14 protein-coding genes are annotated in these 17,565 nt (G+C 39.3%); 6 read left to right on the top strand and 8 right to left on the bottom strand.

What is annotated here, in order from left to right; all coding sequences use genetic code 11:
- Positions 1–71: 71 nt before the first annotated feature.
- Positions 72–2,345, top strand: a complete 2,274-nt coding sequence (locus BMW86_RS29125) for a TonB-dependent receptor (protein WP_089786937.1) — start codon at positions 72–74, stop codon at positions 2,343–2,345.
- Between the two features lie 44 nt (positions 2,346–2,389).
- On the opposite strand, the gene BMW86_RS29120 is transcribed toward BMW86_RS29125, so the two are convergent.
- Entirely contained in the window at positions 2,390–3,250 is an 861-nt protein-coding gene (locus BMW86_RS29120; RefSeq protein WP_089786935.1) for a hypothetical protein, read from the bottom strand.
- A gap of 167 nt (positions 3,251–3,417) precedes the next feature.
- Between BMW86_RS29120 and BMW86_RS29115 the strand changes: the two genes are divergently transcribed.
- Positions 3,418–4,596 carry a T9SS type A sorting domain-containing protein gene (locus BMW86_RS29115; RefSeq protein WP_089786933.1) on the top strand — a complete coding sequence of 393 codons (1,179 nt, stop codon included), beginning with the start codon at positions 3,418–3,420 and terminating at the stop codon, positions 4,594–4,596.
- Between the two features lie 103 nt (positions 4,597–4,699).
- Here BMW86_RS29115 and BMW86_RS29110 read toward each other — a convergent pair whose 3' ends face one another.
- From BMW86_RS29110 to BMW86_RS29100, 3 genes are all read right to left on the bottom strand, one after another.
- On the bottom strand, positions 4,700–5,278 hold the full coding sequence (locus BMW86_RS29110; protein WP_089786931.1) for a YdeI/OmpD-associated family protein: 579 nt from the start codon (positions 5,276–5,278) through the stop codon (positions 4,700–4,702).
- 10 nt (positions 5,279–5,288) lie between these two features.
- A complete protein-coding gene (locus BMW86_RS29105; protein WP_089788230.1) occupies positions 5,289–5,702 on the bottom strand; it encodes a DUF1761 domain-containing protein in 414 nt (137 codons plus the stop codon).
- 74 nt (positions 5,703–5,776) lie between these two features.
- A complete protein-coding gene (locus BMW86_RS29100) occupies positions 5,777–6,469 on the bottom strand; it encodes a helix-turn-helix transcriptional regulator (RefSeq protein WP_089786928.1) in 693 nt (230 codons plus the stop codon).
- A gap of 592 nt (positions 6,470–7,061) precedes the next feature.
- Between BMW86_RS29100 and BMW86_RS29095 the strand changes: the two genes are divergently transcribed.
- From BMW86_RS29095 to BMW86_RS33250, 4 genes are all read left to right on the top strand, one after another.
- Positions 7,062–7,652 (top strand): Pycsar system effector family protein, encoded by a 591-nt coding sequence (locus BMW86_RS29095; protein ID WP_089786926.1) that lies wholly within the window; start codon positions 7,062–7,064, stop codon positions 7,650–7,652.
- A 335-nt stretch (positions 7,653–7,987) separates the two neighbouring features.
- Complete coding sequence (locus tag BMW86_RS29090) at positions 7,988–11,089, top strand: SusC/RagA family TonB-linked outer membrane protein (protein ID WP_089786923.1); 3,102 nt, start codon at positions 7,988–7,990, stop codon at positions 11,087–11,089.
- Between the two features lie 19 nt (positions 11,090–11,108).
- Positions 11,109–12,632 (top strand): RagB/SusD family nutrient uptake outer membrane protein, encoded by a 1,524-nt coding sequence (locus tag BMW86_RS29085; RefSeq protein WP_089786921.1) that lies wholly within the window; start codon positions 11,109–11,111, stop codon positions 12,630–12,632.
- Positions 12,633–12,840: 208 nt separating this feature from the next.
- Positions 12,841–12,966, top strand: a complete 126-nt coding sequence (locus BMW86_RS33250; protein ID WP_255373037.1) for a hypothetical protein — start codon at positions 12,841–12,843, stop codon at positions 12,964–12,966.
- A gap of 402 nt (positions 12,967–13,368) precedes the next feature.
- Here the strand turns inward: BMW86_RS33250 and BMW86_RS29080 are convergent, their stop codons facing one another.
- From BMW86_RS29080 to BMW86_RS29065, 4 genes are all read right to left on the bottom strand, one after another.
- A complete protein-coding gene (locus BMW86_RS29080) occupies positions 13,369–14,193 on the bottom strand; it encodes a hypothetical protein (RefSeq protein ID WP_143056728.1) in 825 nt (274 codons plus the stop codon).
- A 774-nt stretch (positions 14,194–14,967) separates the two neighbouring features.
- Positions 14,968–15,288, bottom strand: a complete 321-nt coding sequence (locus BMW86_RS29075) for a hypothetical protein (protein ID WP_089786916.1) — start codon at positions 15,286–15,288, stop codon at positions 14,968–14,970.
- A gap of 24 nt (positions 15,289–15,312) precedes the next feature.
- Positions 15,313–16,086 carry a DUF4145 domain-containing protein gene (locus tag BMW86_RS33085; RefSeq protein WP_218149252.1) on the bottom strand — a complete coding sequence of 258 codons (774 nt, stop codon included), beginning with the start codon at positions 16,084–16,086 and terminating at the stop codon, positions 15,313–15,315.
- Positions 16,079–17,281 carry a zinc ribbon domain-containing protein gene (locus tag BMW86_RS29065; RefSeq protein WP_143056727.1) on the bottom strand — a complete coding sequence of 401 codons (1,203 nt, stop codon included), beginning with the start codon at positions 17,279–17,281 and terminating at the stop codon, positions 16,079–16,081. Before BMW86_RS29065 ends, BMW86_RS33085 begins: the two co-directional genes overlap by 8 nt.
- Between the last annotated feature and the right edge of the window lie 284 nt (positions 17,282–17,565).

Below are 17,565 nucleotides of genomic sequence, written 5' to 3'. Positions count from 1 at the left end.
TACTTTGTTTTAGTATTTGATAAGGCCTCGTCGCGCCTTATCAGTCTTTTGTATTCCCTACAACTTAAAGAATGAACATTTATAAACTATTATTCTCTATCGCGGGCAATCTCGTGATATTTAATGCTGTTTCTGCACAGCAAAAAAGCCTTTCAGGCAAAGTTATAGACAGTGCAACACATGTACCGGCAAACGGAGTTACAGTACGTTTATCTCCTGGTAACCAGACAGACATTACAGATGAAAACGGGCGTTTCTTTTATAAAAATGTAGCAGGAGCAGCTACCACTATTACAGTATCAGCTGTTGGGTATCAGAAGAAATCTTACCTGCTTACGGATTTTAAGAACGGACAAACAATCAGTATTGCTTCTCAACAAACACAATTGACGGATGTAGTGATCACGGCCAATGCAAGAAATCCATATAAAGCATTAAGCGAAATGGATATTAAGTTAAGGGGTGTATCTAATTCACAGGAAGTGTTAAGGATTGTTCCGGGTTTGTTTATTGGTCAGCATCAGGGTGGTGGTAAAGCCGAGCAGATATTTCTGCGTGGATTTGATAATGATCATGGTACAGATATTAATATGAGTGTAGATGGTGTGCCTATCAACATGGTATCACATGCACATGGACAGGGATATGCTGATAGTCATTTTATTATACCGGAGACGATTGAAAGCACTACTTATAAAAAAGGAATGTATGATGCAGAAAAAGGTGACCTGGCAGTAACCGGGTTTGTCAACTTTAATACTGCGGATGCGATTAGTTCGAATACGGTAAAAGTTGAAGGCGGTCAGTATAATACTTATCGTGTATTAGGGATGATCAACCTGCTGGGTGAAAAGGCCAAAGCAAATGATCAATCCTGGTATGCTGCTTCTGAATATCGTTACAGCGATAGTTATTTTGAGAATCCTCAGCATTTCAAACGGTTTAATTTTTTCACTAAATATCATGGTAAGCTGAATGATAATAACTGGCTTACGCTTACAGCATCTACATTGTACAGTAAATGGAATGCTTCAGGGCAGATACCGGAGAGTGCCGTAGACGAAGGCAAAGTAGACTTTTACGGGGCACTTGATCCAAATGAAGGGGGCGTTACTTCCCGCACGAATTTCAATGCTCAGTTACTGACTACATTACCTAATCATGATATCATCAAGAATCAGTTATACTATTCCAGGTATAAATTTGATTTGCATACTAACTTCACCTTCTTTTTAGTAGATACGATTAATGGTGATGAGATCAGACAAAAAGAAGCGCGTAATTTATACGGGTATAATGGAAGTTATGTACATGAGGGATATATAGGGGATACTAAGTTAACTACCGATGCGGGTATCAATGCGCGTTTGGATGCGACTACAAATTCTGAGCTTTCCCATACAGTAAACCGGTATACCCTGATAAGTCCAATTAAACTGGGAGATATCACTGAATTTAGTGCCGGCGCTTATCTGAATGAAACATTTCAATTCAGCTCTAAATTCACTATGAATGCAGGTCTGCGATTTGATCAGTTTTATTATAAATACAATAATAAGCTGGCCAGTGATAGTACCCTTAGCGGAATTGGTGTTTACAAAGCGAATAATAATGTTGTCAGTCCGAAGCTGAATTTCTATTACCAGGCAACGGATAAAACCCAGTTTTACTTATTCTTAGGTAAAGGTTTTCATTCCAATGATACCCGTGTTGTTGTAGTAGAGAAAGGATCACAGACATTACCGGCTGCTTATGGTGCAGACCTGGGGACTGTGTTTAAACTATCCAAAAGTCTGCTGTTCAATGCTGCTGTATGGTATAGTTATCTGCAGAAAGAATACGTATATGCAGGTGATGGCGGAACAGTTGATTTCAGTGGCCGTACAAGGCGCATAGGCTTCGACTTTTCAGGACGTTATCAACCTTTTGCGGCTCTGTATCTGGATGCAGATGTTAACTATGCACATGGTCGTTCAATGGATGATCCTAAGGGCGAGAACTATATACCACTTGCCCCTGTATGGAGTAGTACTGGTGGTATTACTTATTTATTTAAAAGTGGCTTTAATGGCAGCTTACGTTACCGTTATCTGGGTGACAGGGCGGCTAATGAAGATTACTCCCTCACAGCGAAAGGTTATTTTGTAAATGATCTCGTATTGAATTATACCAAGCCTAAATATGAGATTGGGTTAACTATTAATAACCTGTTCAATGTGAAATGGAAAGAGACTCAATTTGAAACTTTAACACGGTTAAAGAACGAGGAAGCTGTTAATGGTATTGCATTTACAGCGGGGACTAAGTTTGCTGCAGTATTGCATGTGAGTTATTTTTTTAAATAATATAAATAGGGCCGTCTTATTAAAAACAAGACGGCCCTATCTAATTACCAATTCCTCCATTGTTCAGTCACATCAAATTCCAGTTTCAGACCAGTGATCATCACCATTTCATTTATATAAGTGGCTAAACTTCCTCTTTCATCTGTAGTAAAATATCCATATTTATCTTCTAATTTATTGAAACTATCAACTGTCTTTTTTACAGAATTATAAATATTACTCGCCTTTTTCTCCAGTGTATACTTTTTCAACATCTTATAAAATTCATCCAGTATATCATCCATTTTATTCAGGTTCTCAATAGAATAAAAATCAGCATCTAATCCGGCTAATTCCTGCATATTTTTCTTCCAGTTAACAGTAGGCCTTAACAAATCGTAATCTGTCAATCTTTCTATATTAGCCGGGTTTATATTTTTACTTTGTTCTTTTAGCTGTTTTGTAATTTCTAAATTTTCTTTAAAGGAAAGTGTTTGCTTTGTTACAGTGATGTGATATACTTTTTCGTCTTTAAAATTTATTGATAAATGATAGTCGTCTTTTATAAGATACCATAAATCTTTTGTTGGCTTGTTATATACGTTACCTACCTTTTTAACCTCCTCTTTAGTGCTTTCCTGCGTTAAATCAAATGGGAAATAGTCCTTAAAAGAAATCCCTTCTAAAATCAATTCATATGCAGGTTTATATTCTTCAAAAGGAACTTTAACGTCTTCATTCGTTATAGTACCGTTATAAATTTCATCATATGAAAACTTAACTCTAAAATCTACATTCAAAGAAGTACCAAAAAGAGATTCTACATGGTATTTTGCTTTGGGGAGTGAAAAGTTATTTTCGTTCAAAAGAATTTTTACTTCTTTATCGTTTTCAGATTTTCCCAGTAGATTTAAAATCTCATTCATAACTTATAATAATAGTTTCTGTAATATAACAAACTAAGCTATTTCAAACAAGTACCTATAAATTTGTTGTTTATCCCCTATAAAAGTATTAACTTAATAATGTTTGGCAATCGATTGCATAAGACTCAAAAAACTGAACAAAAACCCTCAAAACTAAATTTACACTTATGAAATTGTATATCACCGTGTCTCACCTGCTGAGTCACAGGGCCTTCTTTTGCAGGTCAGTCTCACTGTTACTGACTTCTCTCCTGCTGTTTTTGTATAGCCATGCTCAGGTAACCCTTTCTGCTAATGGTCCGGGTAATACCTACGAACTTATTGAAAGTGTACTGGGTAGTGGTACAACAGGTGAAGTTCCGGACTGTTCACACCCTTCTTTTGGTCGGCATATCACAGAAGTGTTTGATACAGATCTGAATAAAAATGTCTTCATTTTTCATATCCACACCACCCCGGATGATGACCGCTGTGGCACTAATACAGACCGTCAGCGGAATGAGATCAAAACATTTGGATCATCTCCGGACAATGTGAAAGCAGCCAATGGCGAAACAGTTACCTATCGATGGAAATTTAAAATAGATGCTGGTTTTATACCTACCTCCGGCTTTTGCCACCTGCATCAGATTAAAGCCGGAGATGGCGATGATGGCGCTCCACTGATTACCCTGACGCCACGTGCCGGCAGCCCACAAAAACTGCAACTCATCTATACACCTGGCTCTGGTTTGTCTGGTGCTGGTGAAAAAGCCAATGCCAATTTATCATTGTTCAAGGGTACCTGGGTAGAAGTAGTAGAAAAGATCAAGTACACATCCACTGGAACTTACCAGATAACTATCAAAAAAGTAAGTGATGGCACTACCCTGTTGTCATATACCAATAACAACATAGATATGTGGAGAAGTGGTACCACTTTCTGCAGACCTAAGTGGGGTATTTATCGTAAACTGGTGGATGGTATGCGCGATGAACAGGTACGCTTTGCCGACTTCTGCATTGCTGAAGGCAGTGCAACCTGCGGTAGCACTACTGTACTGACTACACCAACTATTGCAGCTGCTGATAATAAGGTGGATGCCAGCGCTCCAGTAGCCGTTAACATTTATCCTAATCCATTCCAGCAGCTCACCACTATCGATTTGCAGCTAAAAGAAGCAGGTACCAGTACAATAGAAGTATTTGATATGCAGCAGAAAAGAGTTGCGATGGTACTTAATTCCAGTTTGTCCCCAGGCAGTCATCGCACTTCACTGGATACAAAAAATTTACCAACAGGTTCATATGTTGTGAAGATTTCTCATAATGGAAAGACTTATACGAAAATAATTACGAAACAATAGAGACACTTTAAAATAGTAAAGGGTTTCAGCAGATTTGCTGAAACCCTTTACTATAAATATGTTTACAGGTATCAGAACTTCAAAAATGTTTGATGAATAACATCTAAAACTGTTTCGGTTTCTGTTTTTGGGCAGCAAGTTCTGCTATTTCAGATATTCGTTTTTGTCTGGTCTCTGTTCGTTTAGCAAGAACAAGCCATTGCAAAATGCTTTTTCTGACAGACTTGCTTAAACTCAAAAAATAGTCTTTTGAACCTCGTTTTGTTTTGAATTCTTTTTCCAGGTCTTTGGGAATTTTCAACTCTTCGACATCGTCTAAAATTGTCCACGAACCATTTTGTTTTGCAGTTTCAATGCTTTCGTAACCTGCTTGTGTCATAAGACCTTCTTCAATTAATCGCTGTACCTTTCCCTTATTTATCTTTGACCAAACACTATTAGGTTTTCTTTTGCCGAAGAATTGTATAAACGTTTCATTGTCGAGGGATTTTCTTATGCTGTCTATCCAGCCAAAGCAAAGAGATTCGTCAACAGCATCACTATGAGTTATTGTAGGAACATTACACTTCTTCTTATAATAAACAAGCCAAACAGATTGTTTTACATGATGGTTTTCTTTTAACCATTGTCTCCAGTCTTGTTTGCTTGCCGGGCAAAAAGTTGCTATTTCTTTTTTCTGCATAACTTCTTTGTTATTTCATTATAACTAAGATGATACTCACTATTAAAATGCCTAATAAATGATATGTTCCACTTATAATTCCGTAAAGGATCGGTCTGGGAATATTGGGGTTGATGGCAATATTGATGGTATTGGCAACCAGATACCCAATACCCACAAGTAAAGAAAATTCCAGCGCAGCGCTAAAAGACTGAATATTCAGGGCATACATCAAAACCGCAGTCGCAATTGTAATCACCAGAGAGCACAGTGCTGGTCCGACTATGAAGATAGGTTTGTTTTGCAAAGTTTCGTTATCACGACCCAAAGAAATTTTGTACTGCTTACTGAAAAACAAGGTGAACCATAAAGCTCCAAGCAAAAAATACACAACAAATGCAATTAAAACGCTAATCCAATTTAAGTTTGCTAATTGACTAATCATAATCTGATTTTTGAATTTATGCAGCAAAGCTAAATCGGCCTAATGACAGCCCTATGTCAGGGGTCAAAAATAAATTAATAGTAACGGTCAAAATATTCTTGTAAGGTCATTTTGTGAGGAGTAAACTTCTCAGTAAGAATATCCAGTTTTTTAATCCTGTCAAGCCGGAAAAACCGAAACTCATTACGTAAACGGCACCATGCAACTAATAACCAGTTCTCGTGCGTACTTAATAATGCAAAGGGTTCAATCAATCTGCTTGTAATTTCGTTTGCTTCATTGGTGTATTCAATTTTTGTCAGGCAAAAATTTGTTAGGGCAAACTGTAAATCCGATAAGTTATTACTGTTTTTTTCGCTGTTAATGTTTTGGCTAAACCGGGTTCGTTCGGCAAGCAGGTTCGCTTTGTCTTTTACATTATGCCCTAATACAGCTTTGATTTTCTCGATAGCATCTGAATAGTCTTTAACAAAAGAAGCGTCTTTGGTTTTTAATACTAATTGTTCTGCAAGGATTAAAGCGTTGGCTTGATTTTCGGTAAACATAACGGGCGGAACTCTGTATCCTTCCATTAAAGTATAACCCTTACCTTCTTCAGTCAAAATTGGAACTCCTCCCTGCTCTAAAGCCTTTATGTCTCTGTAAATTGTCCTGATACTAACCGAGAATTTATTTGCCAGTTCTGTTGCTGTCAAAAGTCGTTTCGTTTGCAATTGGGTTAAAATGGCAGTCAGTCGTGAAAGTCGTTTTGTATCATTATCATTCATTATTGAGATTTTTCAGAAATTTGGTTTTTGTTTATGATGTGTGGTGCAGCTTTGTTTTTCCTACAACTATAACTATACTTATAATAAAAAGAAGCTGCCAGTGACAGCTTCTTTTTATTATAAGCAGGATGTCCATTATGGCAGGTATTACATATTATTTTCCGTTTTCTGTTTTCTTTTAAGGAAGAAAGAAAAAGTAAACGTTAATAACAGAGATACGAATATACCTGTCACTATTCTATCTAAGGAGAGTGGAGGGTCGATAATTTCGAAAAATACAATAAACACTACCAGTGTTAATGCGAATTCAATAAAAAACATTGTTATTTTTTTATACTTCTTCATAAACCGCATTTATGACCAGAAAAATAAGGACATTAACAAACAAATAAATGGCTAATTTGAGTTCCATGTATTTTGTTTGTATGAATATAAGTATAATTTTATGTTTTTTTTATAACAGCTGCCATAATCTTATCATGCAATAGCAATCCCGCTTTAAGGAAAGAAAAGCTGTCGAATGAATTGATGATGGATTACCTTAATTTTAATAAACCAAAGCTTATATGCTGGTTATAAATATAATGTACAAATGAATAAAGATCAAAAGCCAGCGGAAATTCCGCCCTCGACAAAAATTGATACCAGTATTTTAATCGAGAGATTGCTGAGAGTTACTGCCGGCACAGACCACCGCTTAAGTGATATGGCGGATAATAAGGCGCAGATATTGATCACAGTGAATTCTATTATCCTCTCTGCTGTTATCAGTCTGGTTCTGGGGCGCTTAAAAGATGTTCAATATCTGGTCCTGCCAACATTCATCTTACTGGCAACCAGTCTGCTTACTTTGATCCTGGCCATTTTAGCTACCAGGCCCTCTCTTCCAAAAGGCAGATTCACTCCATCAGATATAACCGACAAAAAAGTAAACCTGCTTTTCTTTGGAAATTTCTATAAAATGAAAATAAAAGAATATTCCGCTGGCATGACTCAAACCCTGGGTGATGAGGAGTATTTATATCAAAGCCTGATCAAGGATGAATATGCTCAAGGGGTTGTATTAGGAAGGAAATACAGGTTATTAAGAGCGGCGTACAACGTTTTCATGTTCGGATTGATCATCGTTATTATAGCGTTTGTTCAATCGGTATTCCACAATACAAATCTGTTTGTTGGATAGTATCCTCTTTCTAATCCAGATGTGATTACACTTCAGCAGCCGGGCTCCGGCTGCTTTTTTATTTTATACTGCAGTATCTGGCATCCATTCCTTAAAAAAGCGAAAAAAGTATAGGTATTGGAGAAAATCATGAGAGCTATTTACCCTAATATATGATTCCTTTAATGTCCGGTAACATGGTCACAGCTCGTCAGTAACCCAAATCACAGATTTTACGGCATATTATCTTATTCTCCACGTTAAAATCACGTACTTATGTGCAAACGTTTGCATTACTGTTAGCTATTCCCCCCTTATCTGATAAATATGTTTTTCATCACTTAAATCCATACGTTATGATTAATGCTTATAAACCCCGCATCAGACTATTATTTCTGTGCGTTACATTTTTTTTCGTCTGGCTGACTACCACAAATGCACAAGTCAGGACAATAACCGGAACAGTCTTCCGGGACAGCGACAGACAGCCAGTTCCCGGAGCCACTGTAAGAGTAAAAGGATCCGGCATAGGAACGTCTACAGACGATAAAGGCCATTACGCCCTCACCAATGTACCCGCTAACGCAATACTGGTTATTACCGTCCTCGGTTTTCAGACACAGGAAATTCCCATCAACGACCGGCAGAAAATAGAGATCACGCTTACAGAAAGCAGTAAAGGTCTGAACGAAGTACTGATAGTAGGTTATGGTACACAGAAAAAGGGGGACCTGACCGGAGCAGTTGCTACAGTAAACGGGGCCGAACTGAATAAAAGGATCGCCACGGACCCTGTGCAGCTGTTACAGGGAAAAATGCCCGGACTATCCCTTACACAAGGCTCCGGTGAAGCCGGTAACGAAGGTTCCGTACTACGGGTAAGAGGGCTGGGTACCTACAGCTCCGCAGGCAGCAGTCCCCTGGTTATTGTGGACGGTCTGCCTGGAAGTCTCACCGTGCTGGACCCGCAAAATATTGAATCTGTTACGCTGCTGAAAGATGCCGCATCTGCCGCTATTTATGGTACAAGGGCCGCCAATGGCGTGATACTGGTGACTACCAAACAGGGGAAAAACGGACGGTTCCAGCTGTCATACGATTACAGCATAGGCATCACAAAGCCTTCCGCCCTGCCTGATAACCTGATCTATAACTCTGTACAGTATATGCAGTTGTATAATCAGGCAGCTGTCAACTCCGGCTACCCTAACCGGTTTACTCCGGAAATGATCGCGGCCTATACCAACCCTTCTGATCCCGCCAGGTATCCCAATTTCAACTGGCTGAATGCTGTTATGAGGACCGTACAGGTACAAACACATCATATCGGCATGACAGGCGGCAATAACGGAACTGTTTATAATATCGGTCTTGGCTACGTAGACCAGCCGGATATTATGATCGGCTTTTCCTATAAAAAATACAACCTCCAGTTTAACCTCAATTCCAAAATCAATGACTGGGCTACTTTCGGTTCCAGCGTTACACTCAATTACGGTAAACGAATATATCCTTCCAGGGGCAGCCAGGATATGTTCCTGTCCACGCTCTCTCAATCTCCTATGTATGGGCCTAAATTGCCTGATGGTAGCGGACGTTATGTAAACTCTGTGTATCCCAGTGTGCAAACGCCTAACAAGAACCCCGTGGCTATTGCAGAGAATGCACTTGTTAATAGTAACGACTACTATCTGCAAAGCAGCTTTTTCCTGAATATCCGCCTCCTGAAAGGGCTGGAATGGAGAACAAGCGGAGGACTTAACTTCGACTTCAACAAGGTGTATGACTTTAAACCTGTGATCAACCAATATAACTGGTTCGCAAAACCAAATGATGCGCCCGAGCGTACGCTGGACGTGAACGGACAGGGACTGGTAGTAACAGACACTAATATGGTCTACCCGGTTGGATATACCCAGCTCACCTATACGAAATCATTTAACCAGCACAATCTTAAACTATTAGCCGGTACCCAGGTAGAGTATAACAAAGCACAGCGACTCGTAGGTACCCGTAATACGCCTTTTCCCAGCAATAACCTGCATGAGTTGAATGCTGGTCCCGCAGGCTCCCAGATAGCCACAGGCACCTCTTCAGTATGGGCCTTACGCTCTTATTATGGTAGATTCAACTATGATTACAATGAAAAATACCTGCTTGAGGTCAATGCCCGTTATGATGCTTCTTCCCGTTTTCCGTTAAATAACCGGTGGGGGCTTTTCCCATCTGTTTCGGCCGGCTGGATGCTGACACGTGAGCAGTTCCTCAGCGGTATTTCATGGCTGAACAATTTAAAGGTGCGTGGTTCATGGGGTAAACTGGGCAATCAGAATATAGGTAACTATCCTTACCAGGATGTGTACACCAGCCAGAACTCATACAATACCAATACCGGCTACGCCTATCCGTTTTCTGGCAGTACGCTGAACTCAGGCGTTGCGCAGAACGGACTGGTAGACGCCAACATAAAATGGGAAACCACCCGCATTTTTGACGTAGGTGCAGATGTCTCCCTCTTCAATAAACTGGATATCACCGTTGACTGGTATAATAAACTGACGTATGATATCCTGTATACGCCTCTGATTCCGGCGTATATAGGCTTGAATGCACCCACCCTCAACCAGGGTAAAATGAAGAATACAGGAGTGGAAGCTTCTTTTCAGTATACCGATAACATAGGCAGTGTAAGATTTTCTGCCGGCGGTACTTTTCAAACCAATAAAAACACCGTCATTAAGTTTGGAGCACCATCTATCAACACAGGCAATAATACGATTATTAAGGAAGGGCTGCCCTATGGAAGCTTTTATCTGTATGAGTATGCCGGTATCTTCCAGTCTGCCGGTGAAATTACCAGATCTCCTGTACAACAATACAATCCTCAACCGGGATATCTGAAGTTCAAAGACGTATCGGGTAACGATACTGTTAATGCCAATGACCGGGTGATTGTACCGGGTGTTTTTCCTAAGTTCGATTATTCCTTTAATGCAAGTGTCTCCTGGAAGAATTTCGATATCTCTGTATTCTTCTACGGCTCCTACGGACAGAAACTCTTTGTGAACGGCTGGGGTGTTCAACCTTTCAATCAGGGATCCCCTCCTGGTACAGACTGGCTGAATGCCTGGACACCGGAACATCCCAGTACTACCATGCCCCTGATATACATTACCGGCCAGGGTAACGCCAGCAGCAATATAAGCACCGCATCCACCTATTATTTGAAAGGAGCCTCTTTTTTAAGGCTCAAAAATCTGCAGATAGGCTACACGCTTCCTGCTTCCCTGGCGAAACGGGCGGCATTGAGCAGCCTACGTGTCTTCTTTGCGGGAGATAACCTGCTCACCTTCACCGGGTTTAAAGGACTTGATCCGGAAAGGGTATCTAATAATACAAGGTTTGTGGCGCACCCGCAGAATCAGGTGTTTGCTTTCGGTGTTAAAGCGGCTTTTTAAACATTTTAATCTTTCAAAAATGAAGTACAACATAAAACATTTAATCATCCTGATCATGCTATATAGCTGTGGAAAGGATTTTCTGAACAGGAACCCGCTTGACCAACAATCTTCCGGTACTTTCTGGAAAACAAAAGCAGATGCAGACCAGGCATTGACCGCTATTTACAGCTTCCTGATACAGGGATATAATTATACAAACTCTACCAATACCGGTCAGGGTTGGGGCGCAGGTACACCGTACTGGGAAACGCTGACGGACAATGCCTATAGCGGAGCCTTTTCCAATGTTGCTACAGGAGCTATAGAAGCTACTACCGGCACTATCCAGTCGGACGCCTACAACACGTCATACAAGGCGATAGAAGCCTGTAATATATTCCTGGCCAATATTGCCAATGTTTCAATGGACGATACAGAAAGGAATACCGACATAGCAGAGGTCAGATTCATACGTGGATATTATTATTTTCTGCTGACCCAGCTTTATGGAGATGTTGTGCTGTCCTTTCAGCCATTAGGGAAAGAACCTGCTTCTTACCAGTTTGGGAGAGCGCCTAAAGCAGTGGTATTAGACTCTGTAATGAGCGACTTCCGCTATGCCGCTGCAAATCTTCCCAATACTGCCTACAAAGGACATGTGGTAAGAGGCACTGCCCTGGGATATATCACGAAGGTATTCCTCGCTGTCCACAACTTTCAGGAAGCAGCGGCTACAGCTAAAACGATCATGACAGAAGGCCGGTTCAGCCTATATACAGGCGGTTATCGCAAATTATTCCTGAAACCCGGACAAGATAACAATCCGGAGATCCTGTTCTCAGGGCGTTACCAGGTGCCAGGCGCTTACAGTCCTGCCGATTACCTGTATACTTACAGCTCCAGTCTTCAGCCGCTGAGTTACCTGGTAAATGACTATGAATGCACAGATGGGCAGCCAATTACCACTTCTCCGTTATACGACCCCACTAAACCGTATACTAACAGAGATCCACGATTACTGGCTACCATATTGGTGCCTGGCGTATTATACAAAGGAGGTATCGTTTTTGATCCTGCTGCTATTGGCGCTTCATCTGGCTTCCTGAATAAGAAAGGCGTTGATTCTACCCGCGCAACCGTTATTGGTACACAAAGCGATCAGGATTGGGTATACCTGCGTTATGCAGATGTATTGCTCATGTACGCAGAAGCTCAGAATGAAATTGCAGGACCGGATGCAAGCGTATCCGATGCGGTGAATGCTATACGCACCCGGCCTGGTGTAGGTATGCCCGTTCTACCGGCAGGGCTTTCCCGTGATGACATGCGTACTGCTATCCGTCATGAAAGAAGGATCGAGCTTGCAATGGAAGGGCAACGGTATTTTGATATGAAACGCTGGGCAACTGACAGGATTATTATTCCTGCCATAAAAGATCCCAGCGGCGCTTCGAGAACCTTCCCATTGCGCGATACTTTGTGGCCGGTGCCTCAGTCGGAAATGGATATAGCTGCTGCTTATAGCAACAGCATATTCAGACAAACGCCTGGCTGGCAATAAATGCTATTTTATCAGAGCCTCCTTTGTGGGGCTCTGATTCATTTCCAATACACAACATTGTTTTTTCGGGCGAATAGTACCTGCTGCTATATTTTTTCTATGCCGATGGCAATGGTTTCTGATTTCCTTTATTCTTATCCATTGCCGGAGTTTAGTGAAGATATTATTCACCTAGTGAAATCTTGTTACATAATAAAAAGCGAAAATTATGCAAAAAGTAGTATCTGAAGGATATAGTCTGTCTAATCTTAAAGACCGTTGCAGAAGGATTTACAATATGAAAGAAGACGAAATGGATAAAACGTATGACATTTTTGAATACAAAAAAGGATAAGCCGCTGAGAGGAAAAAGAAGGTTACAAAAAAAATAACTAAATCTGGGATAAACTTAACAGCCAATGTGGATTTTAACCATCCATATCGTCAGCTATTGCTACTCTTTGTGTAGCCTTGTGATCCCACTAGGGTTCCGTTTTGTATTATAAAAGAAGCGTGTTTATAGCGCTGTAAACATCGATTCTTAAAAATGGGTCACCATAATTTTTGACTCGTTTTGCTTTCTTTTAAAGAACATCATTATGTGATACAAATATAAAAGCTACGGGATTCGAAGATGTATGCCTGCAACTGGTTATATTTGTCTTAAGTGATTTTTTTTAAAAGAGGTCATCTTCTGTTTGATAACAGCTTTTTTTAGTATTTTAATCAGGGTGGTAATAATTGACTGTAAGGGAAATTAATAATAAATTATAGAATTGGCTTTGACAACATAGGCGTAATCAAGCAAGTCATTCTTCCCAAACATCAACCCTCGGAAAATATATATCGGCCTTGCTCCATCCTGGGAATATTTAGTAAATACTGGAGCCCCAGATATGCCCATTGTTGATTTAGGTTTCGAAATGAAGTAAATGTTCTCATTGCTTGGGTACGGGTGCGTAAGAGCAACTTTTGACACAATCACACCATAATAGAAAAAAGGTTCCATTTCTTTCGTGTATTGTGAAGAGGATACGTAGGGATATCCAGGCGAGATGATCTCATCAGAATTTTCTTTTTCTGCCACGGAATTAAACATATCGTCCTCTAAAGCGAAAATAAACGGTTCCACTATAGGATCTGTCATTGGAAGGCCAACAGCGTCAGGATATTTATAAAAATAATCTGTAGGCAGCTGTGTTTTTAAAGACGTTATATCTAATTTGCTAAAAGAAATTTCATTTGTTTGGGTGTTAAGATATCTGAAACCTATAAAATTAAATTGCCGTGATGTTGGTTTTCCATCAAAAGTGTTTTTGCCGGTAATATTATGGGCAGCAGTTACCATGTATATTTTTTTTTCTCTTTTGACAAAAAAACAAGTTCCTAAAGGAAGCACATCGCCTTCAGCGCCATTTTCTGGAAAACCAACCATCATATAGCTAAATTTACCAAGATATTTATCATCCTTAGTATCCACTTGTAATTGTGTATTGTACATGGAAAGTAACGTAATTAAAAATAGTTTAGCTAAAATAATCGTCGAATTCAATATATTATTTTCAACAACGTGAATAAGCATAACGGAACAAATAAATATGTATTTACATATTGCCATTAAGTATAATAATCAAGATATATTTGAAGAACATGTGGTATATCGGTTTCAATTTGCTTTAGCGCTATCATAGAACAAAGCTTGGCCAAAGCTTCCACCAAACTATCTACAAGCTTTTGGGGTGATCTATATTCGTTTAAAATGACATACATCGAATAATTTTAGACTGCTCAATAAGAGCAACAGCTTGTTCAGTTCTTACTTTTCACTTATAAAAACTTTTTAAAACGCACTAATGTAATTGGTGATGGCTGATAAGGAGGATGAAGCACGCTTTCTTGTGTTCTCTCCCAAACTCTTAATATAGTTTCTATCCACTAGCCTCTTTAAGTATGCATCTCTAATTATTTTTCCAATTCTAGATACAATACTAAATTCTAATAAAATTACGATGTCTAATGCACTAGATCTAATACCTCCACGTTTTTTATATCTAAGCGTCCATACGTTTTTGAAAGCTTGACTATTTCATCTATTTCAGTTTTCGTTATGTTTAAATTATTAGTATATCTCACTATAATATACATATTAACAATTTTTAATTATGAGAAAAGTAAAAATTCATTGGCATAAATGTTTTAATGATAAGTGTGAAAAGTAATGTAGACGGAAGTTAATTATTTAAGTACCCGAATAATTATTGTAAGCCTGGAATATTACTGCTATTTTACAGCTTTAGGATAATTAAATACATCGCAGACAGTTAACAAAGGCAATCTGGTTAATAGAGCTCATTTGTTACTTCATTGCTGATAAATGCAGAGTAAAATTCTTGTCCAACTTTATGTTTATATTTTTATTATAGGCAAAAATGCTGGCTCTTATATTATTCAAAAACACATCTGCTAAATCCCTGGCAACTGCAGAACGAGTAATATCGTTTGTTACCTGCCCATGATCAATTTGCAGATTAAAGCTATAATCATTACGCTCACCTACTTTTTCGAAGTCACTAGCTGGCAATGCTATTGATCCGTAGAATGGCAGTACTTCAAGTATATCAAGCATATCAGATAAGACCTTCTCCCAAATGGCAGTATATAAATATTGTCTGTTCATAAACGATCATATTTTATAAGCCAATCATGGTTTGGCAGCTGAAAGTTCCTTATTCCAAGTCGGGTAATCTATTAGGTGCACCAATTCATCCAGCACGACACGCAAGTCATCCTTTATCTTTTCTATATCAGCTTTCTGTGTAAAGTAACGGCGATTATGTGCGCTCTGATCTCCCATTTTTTTAAGTGATGGTATTGCAGCCCGAGCATTTCGTCCGATTGTCCAAGTGGTTTCCGCAAGTAAAGTATCTATCAGATCACTGAGGTAAAAGAAATTACCCCTACCATCTTTTATTTTCGATTCGAGCTTATGTCGCTCAAAAGTCTCAATTATCAATACTTCCAACAACTTTCTGGTCATGACAGCACATGCATCATACAGCCCGTTGTCATAACATTTGCATCCTTGTGTTGCAATTTTAACTAGATGGCTGCGCGTATTGTCAAAAATAGCCAATGGAAAATAATCATTTGTAGCAGGTGGAGAAGGAACCATACCGATCTGTTTTTCAAGTTCCGCTTGGTATCCACGTTCTAAATGATACTGCGATTCTTCTTGTATAAATTTCCGTTTTACATTACGTGCCTTTGTCGCATGCTTTTTCAGATACGCAGGAATGTTTGAATACCGATCATACCTGAGCTCAGAGAAGCACTCATTAATTGCGGCTGCTGTCGTACCTAACGAGTGTTTAACGACAGTCAGGTAGTAAACAAAAAAATCCATCTTTGCAGCGGAAGATAAGCTGGTAAAATTAGGGATCTTAGAAATAAAATTTTCGAGAGTCTCGTCAGTCATTATTCCAATGTCTTAGTTTGTTTTTGCCGGCAGTTGTTACCGTAATATTTTTAGAATCTGTTGTATTAATCCACTTTTTTGCGCTTGCTGTATTTCGGGTTGTTTGTGCGACGTTAATCGGGATTTTTAAGCCCCGTTCATCAAAACAGGAATAAATATGATCATAAGTAATGCCTCCCGTTTTCAAAATCTCAGTGAAATATGAAACAAAGACTAACACTTTTTCAAAATCGCTCTTGGTATCAAACTTGTCAAAATATGCTTTCAGGCTGTCTTTGCCAGTAGGATAAAAATCTATTTCAGCCAAGCGCTTACTTTTATCCGTAGATTTAGCTCCCCTTTTTCCTTTACCAGAAGCTGCGCTAGCATCCTCTCCTTCACCTTTCTCCTCCTTACTCTGCTTGCTTTTTCCAGGTAGTGGACTGGCTTTGGTTCTTGTCATTATTTCTTTAGCAAGCTCAATACCCGGATCCATTATGCAATATTCTCCGTCGGTAAAAGCATTAAATTTCCCGCTCTGAACAGCTGCCTTGATATTACTGGTTAAGGCATTTGTTTTATCTGTAGACTTCCTTTTTGTTTCTTCATACAAGGTGATCAAGTCGTGACGTGTAAACATCTTTTTTCCAAACCCAGACGCGAAAAAACCATACAAAACTACCCATTCTGTTTCCGTAGATGGTAAACGGCGCATAGCAACTGTCATCAAAGAAGGATACTCGTCTTCCTTCCTTGGAGCAATAGCACTAGTGGCAACTGTTTCAACAGCATTTGGACTATAGTTCGGGGGAAGATCACTAACATTTGGTGCTGGGTTTATTTCCTGATATTCTGCCTCTTCAGCTCCATTTGCAGGTAGTAAAGGCTGCAGTATAGATGGAATTCCCATGTGCTTTGCATTCATGATATCACGCGCAATACCCGTTAAATCTTTTCCAACTGCATCAGAGAAACTTGCCTGAAAGGTTCTTTCTGTCTGTGTCTCAGTAAAAGTGATCGTGTTGGACTGCTGGGGCTGTCCAGTAGTGCTTTTATTTAAAATAGGAGTACCACATTCCATACAACCTATTGCCTCCTTTTCAAGGGGTTCATTACATTTCTTACACCGGAGTTGCGCAAGACAGTGGCTACAGAACTTTGCTTTTAACGGTAAGGATTTGCTGCAATTAATGCAGGTAATTGAGGAACTTTCCATTCGCGGGGAATTTTAAAGTATGCAATTTAACTTTAAAAATACTAAATCAAGTATAAACTTATAATAACAAAGATTTCATATAAAAATATGATACTAACACATGATTGATGTAATCTTCAGAATCAAACACTTTTCACAAAACACCGTATAGGCGAAACTGTGTAAAGATAATTAAAATCCTATTTGAAGTGCTAAAGGTACTTTTTCGCAAATAGGACGTCCACAAAACCAAAACAAACACTATATGTAATAGTTAGAAAATAAGCCGCTCACTCAATTCCTTA

Origin of the sequence: Chitinophaga sp. YR573 (genome assembly GCF_900110995.1) — a bacterium.
In the GTDB taxonomy this organism is placed as follows: domain Bacteria; phylum Bacteroidota; class Bacteroidia; order Chitinophagales; family Chitinophagaceae; genus Chitinophaga.
Note: the sequence above shows the minus strand (reverse complement) of the source record. Positions and strands in the feature narration are given on the sequence as shown.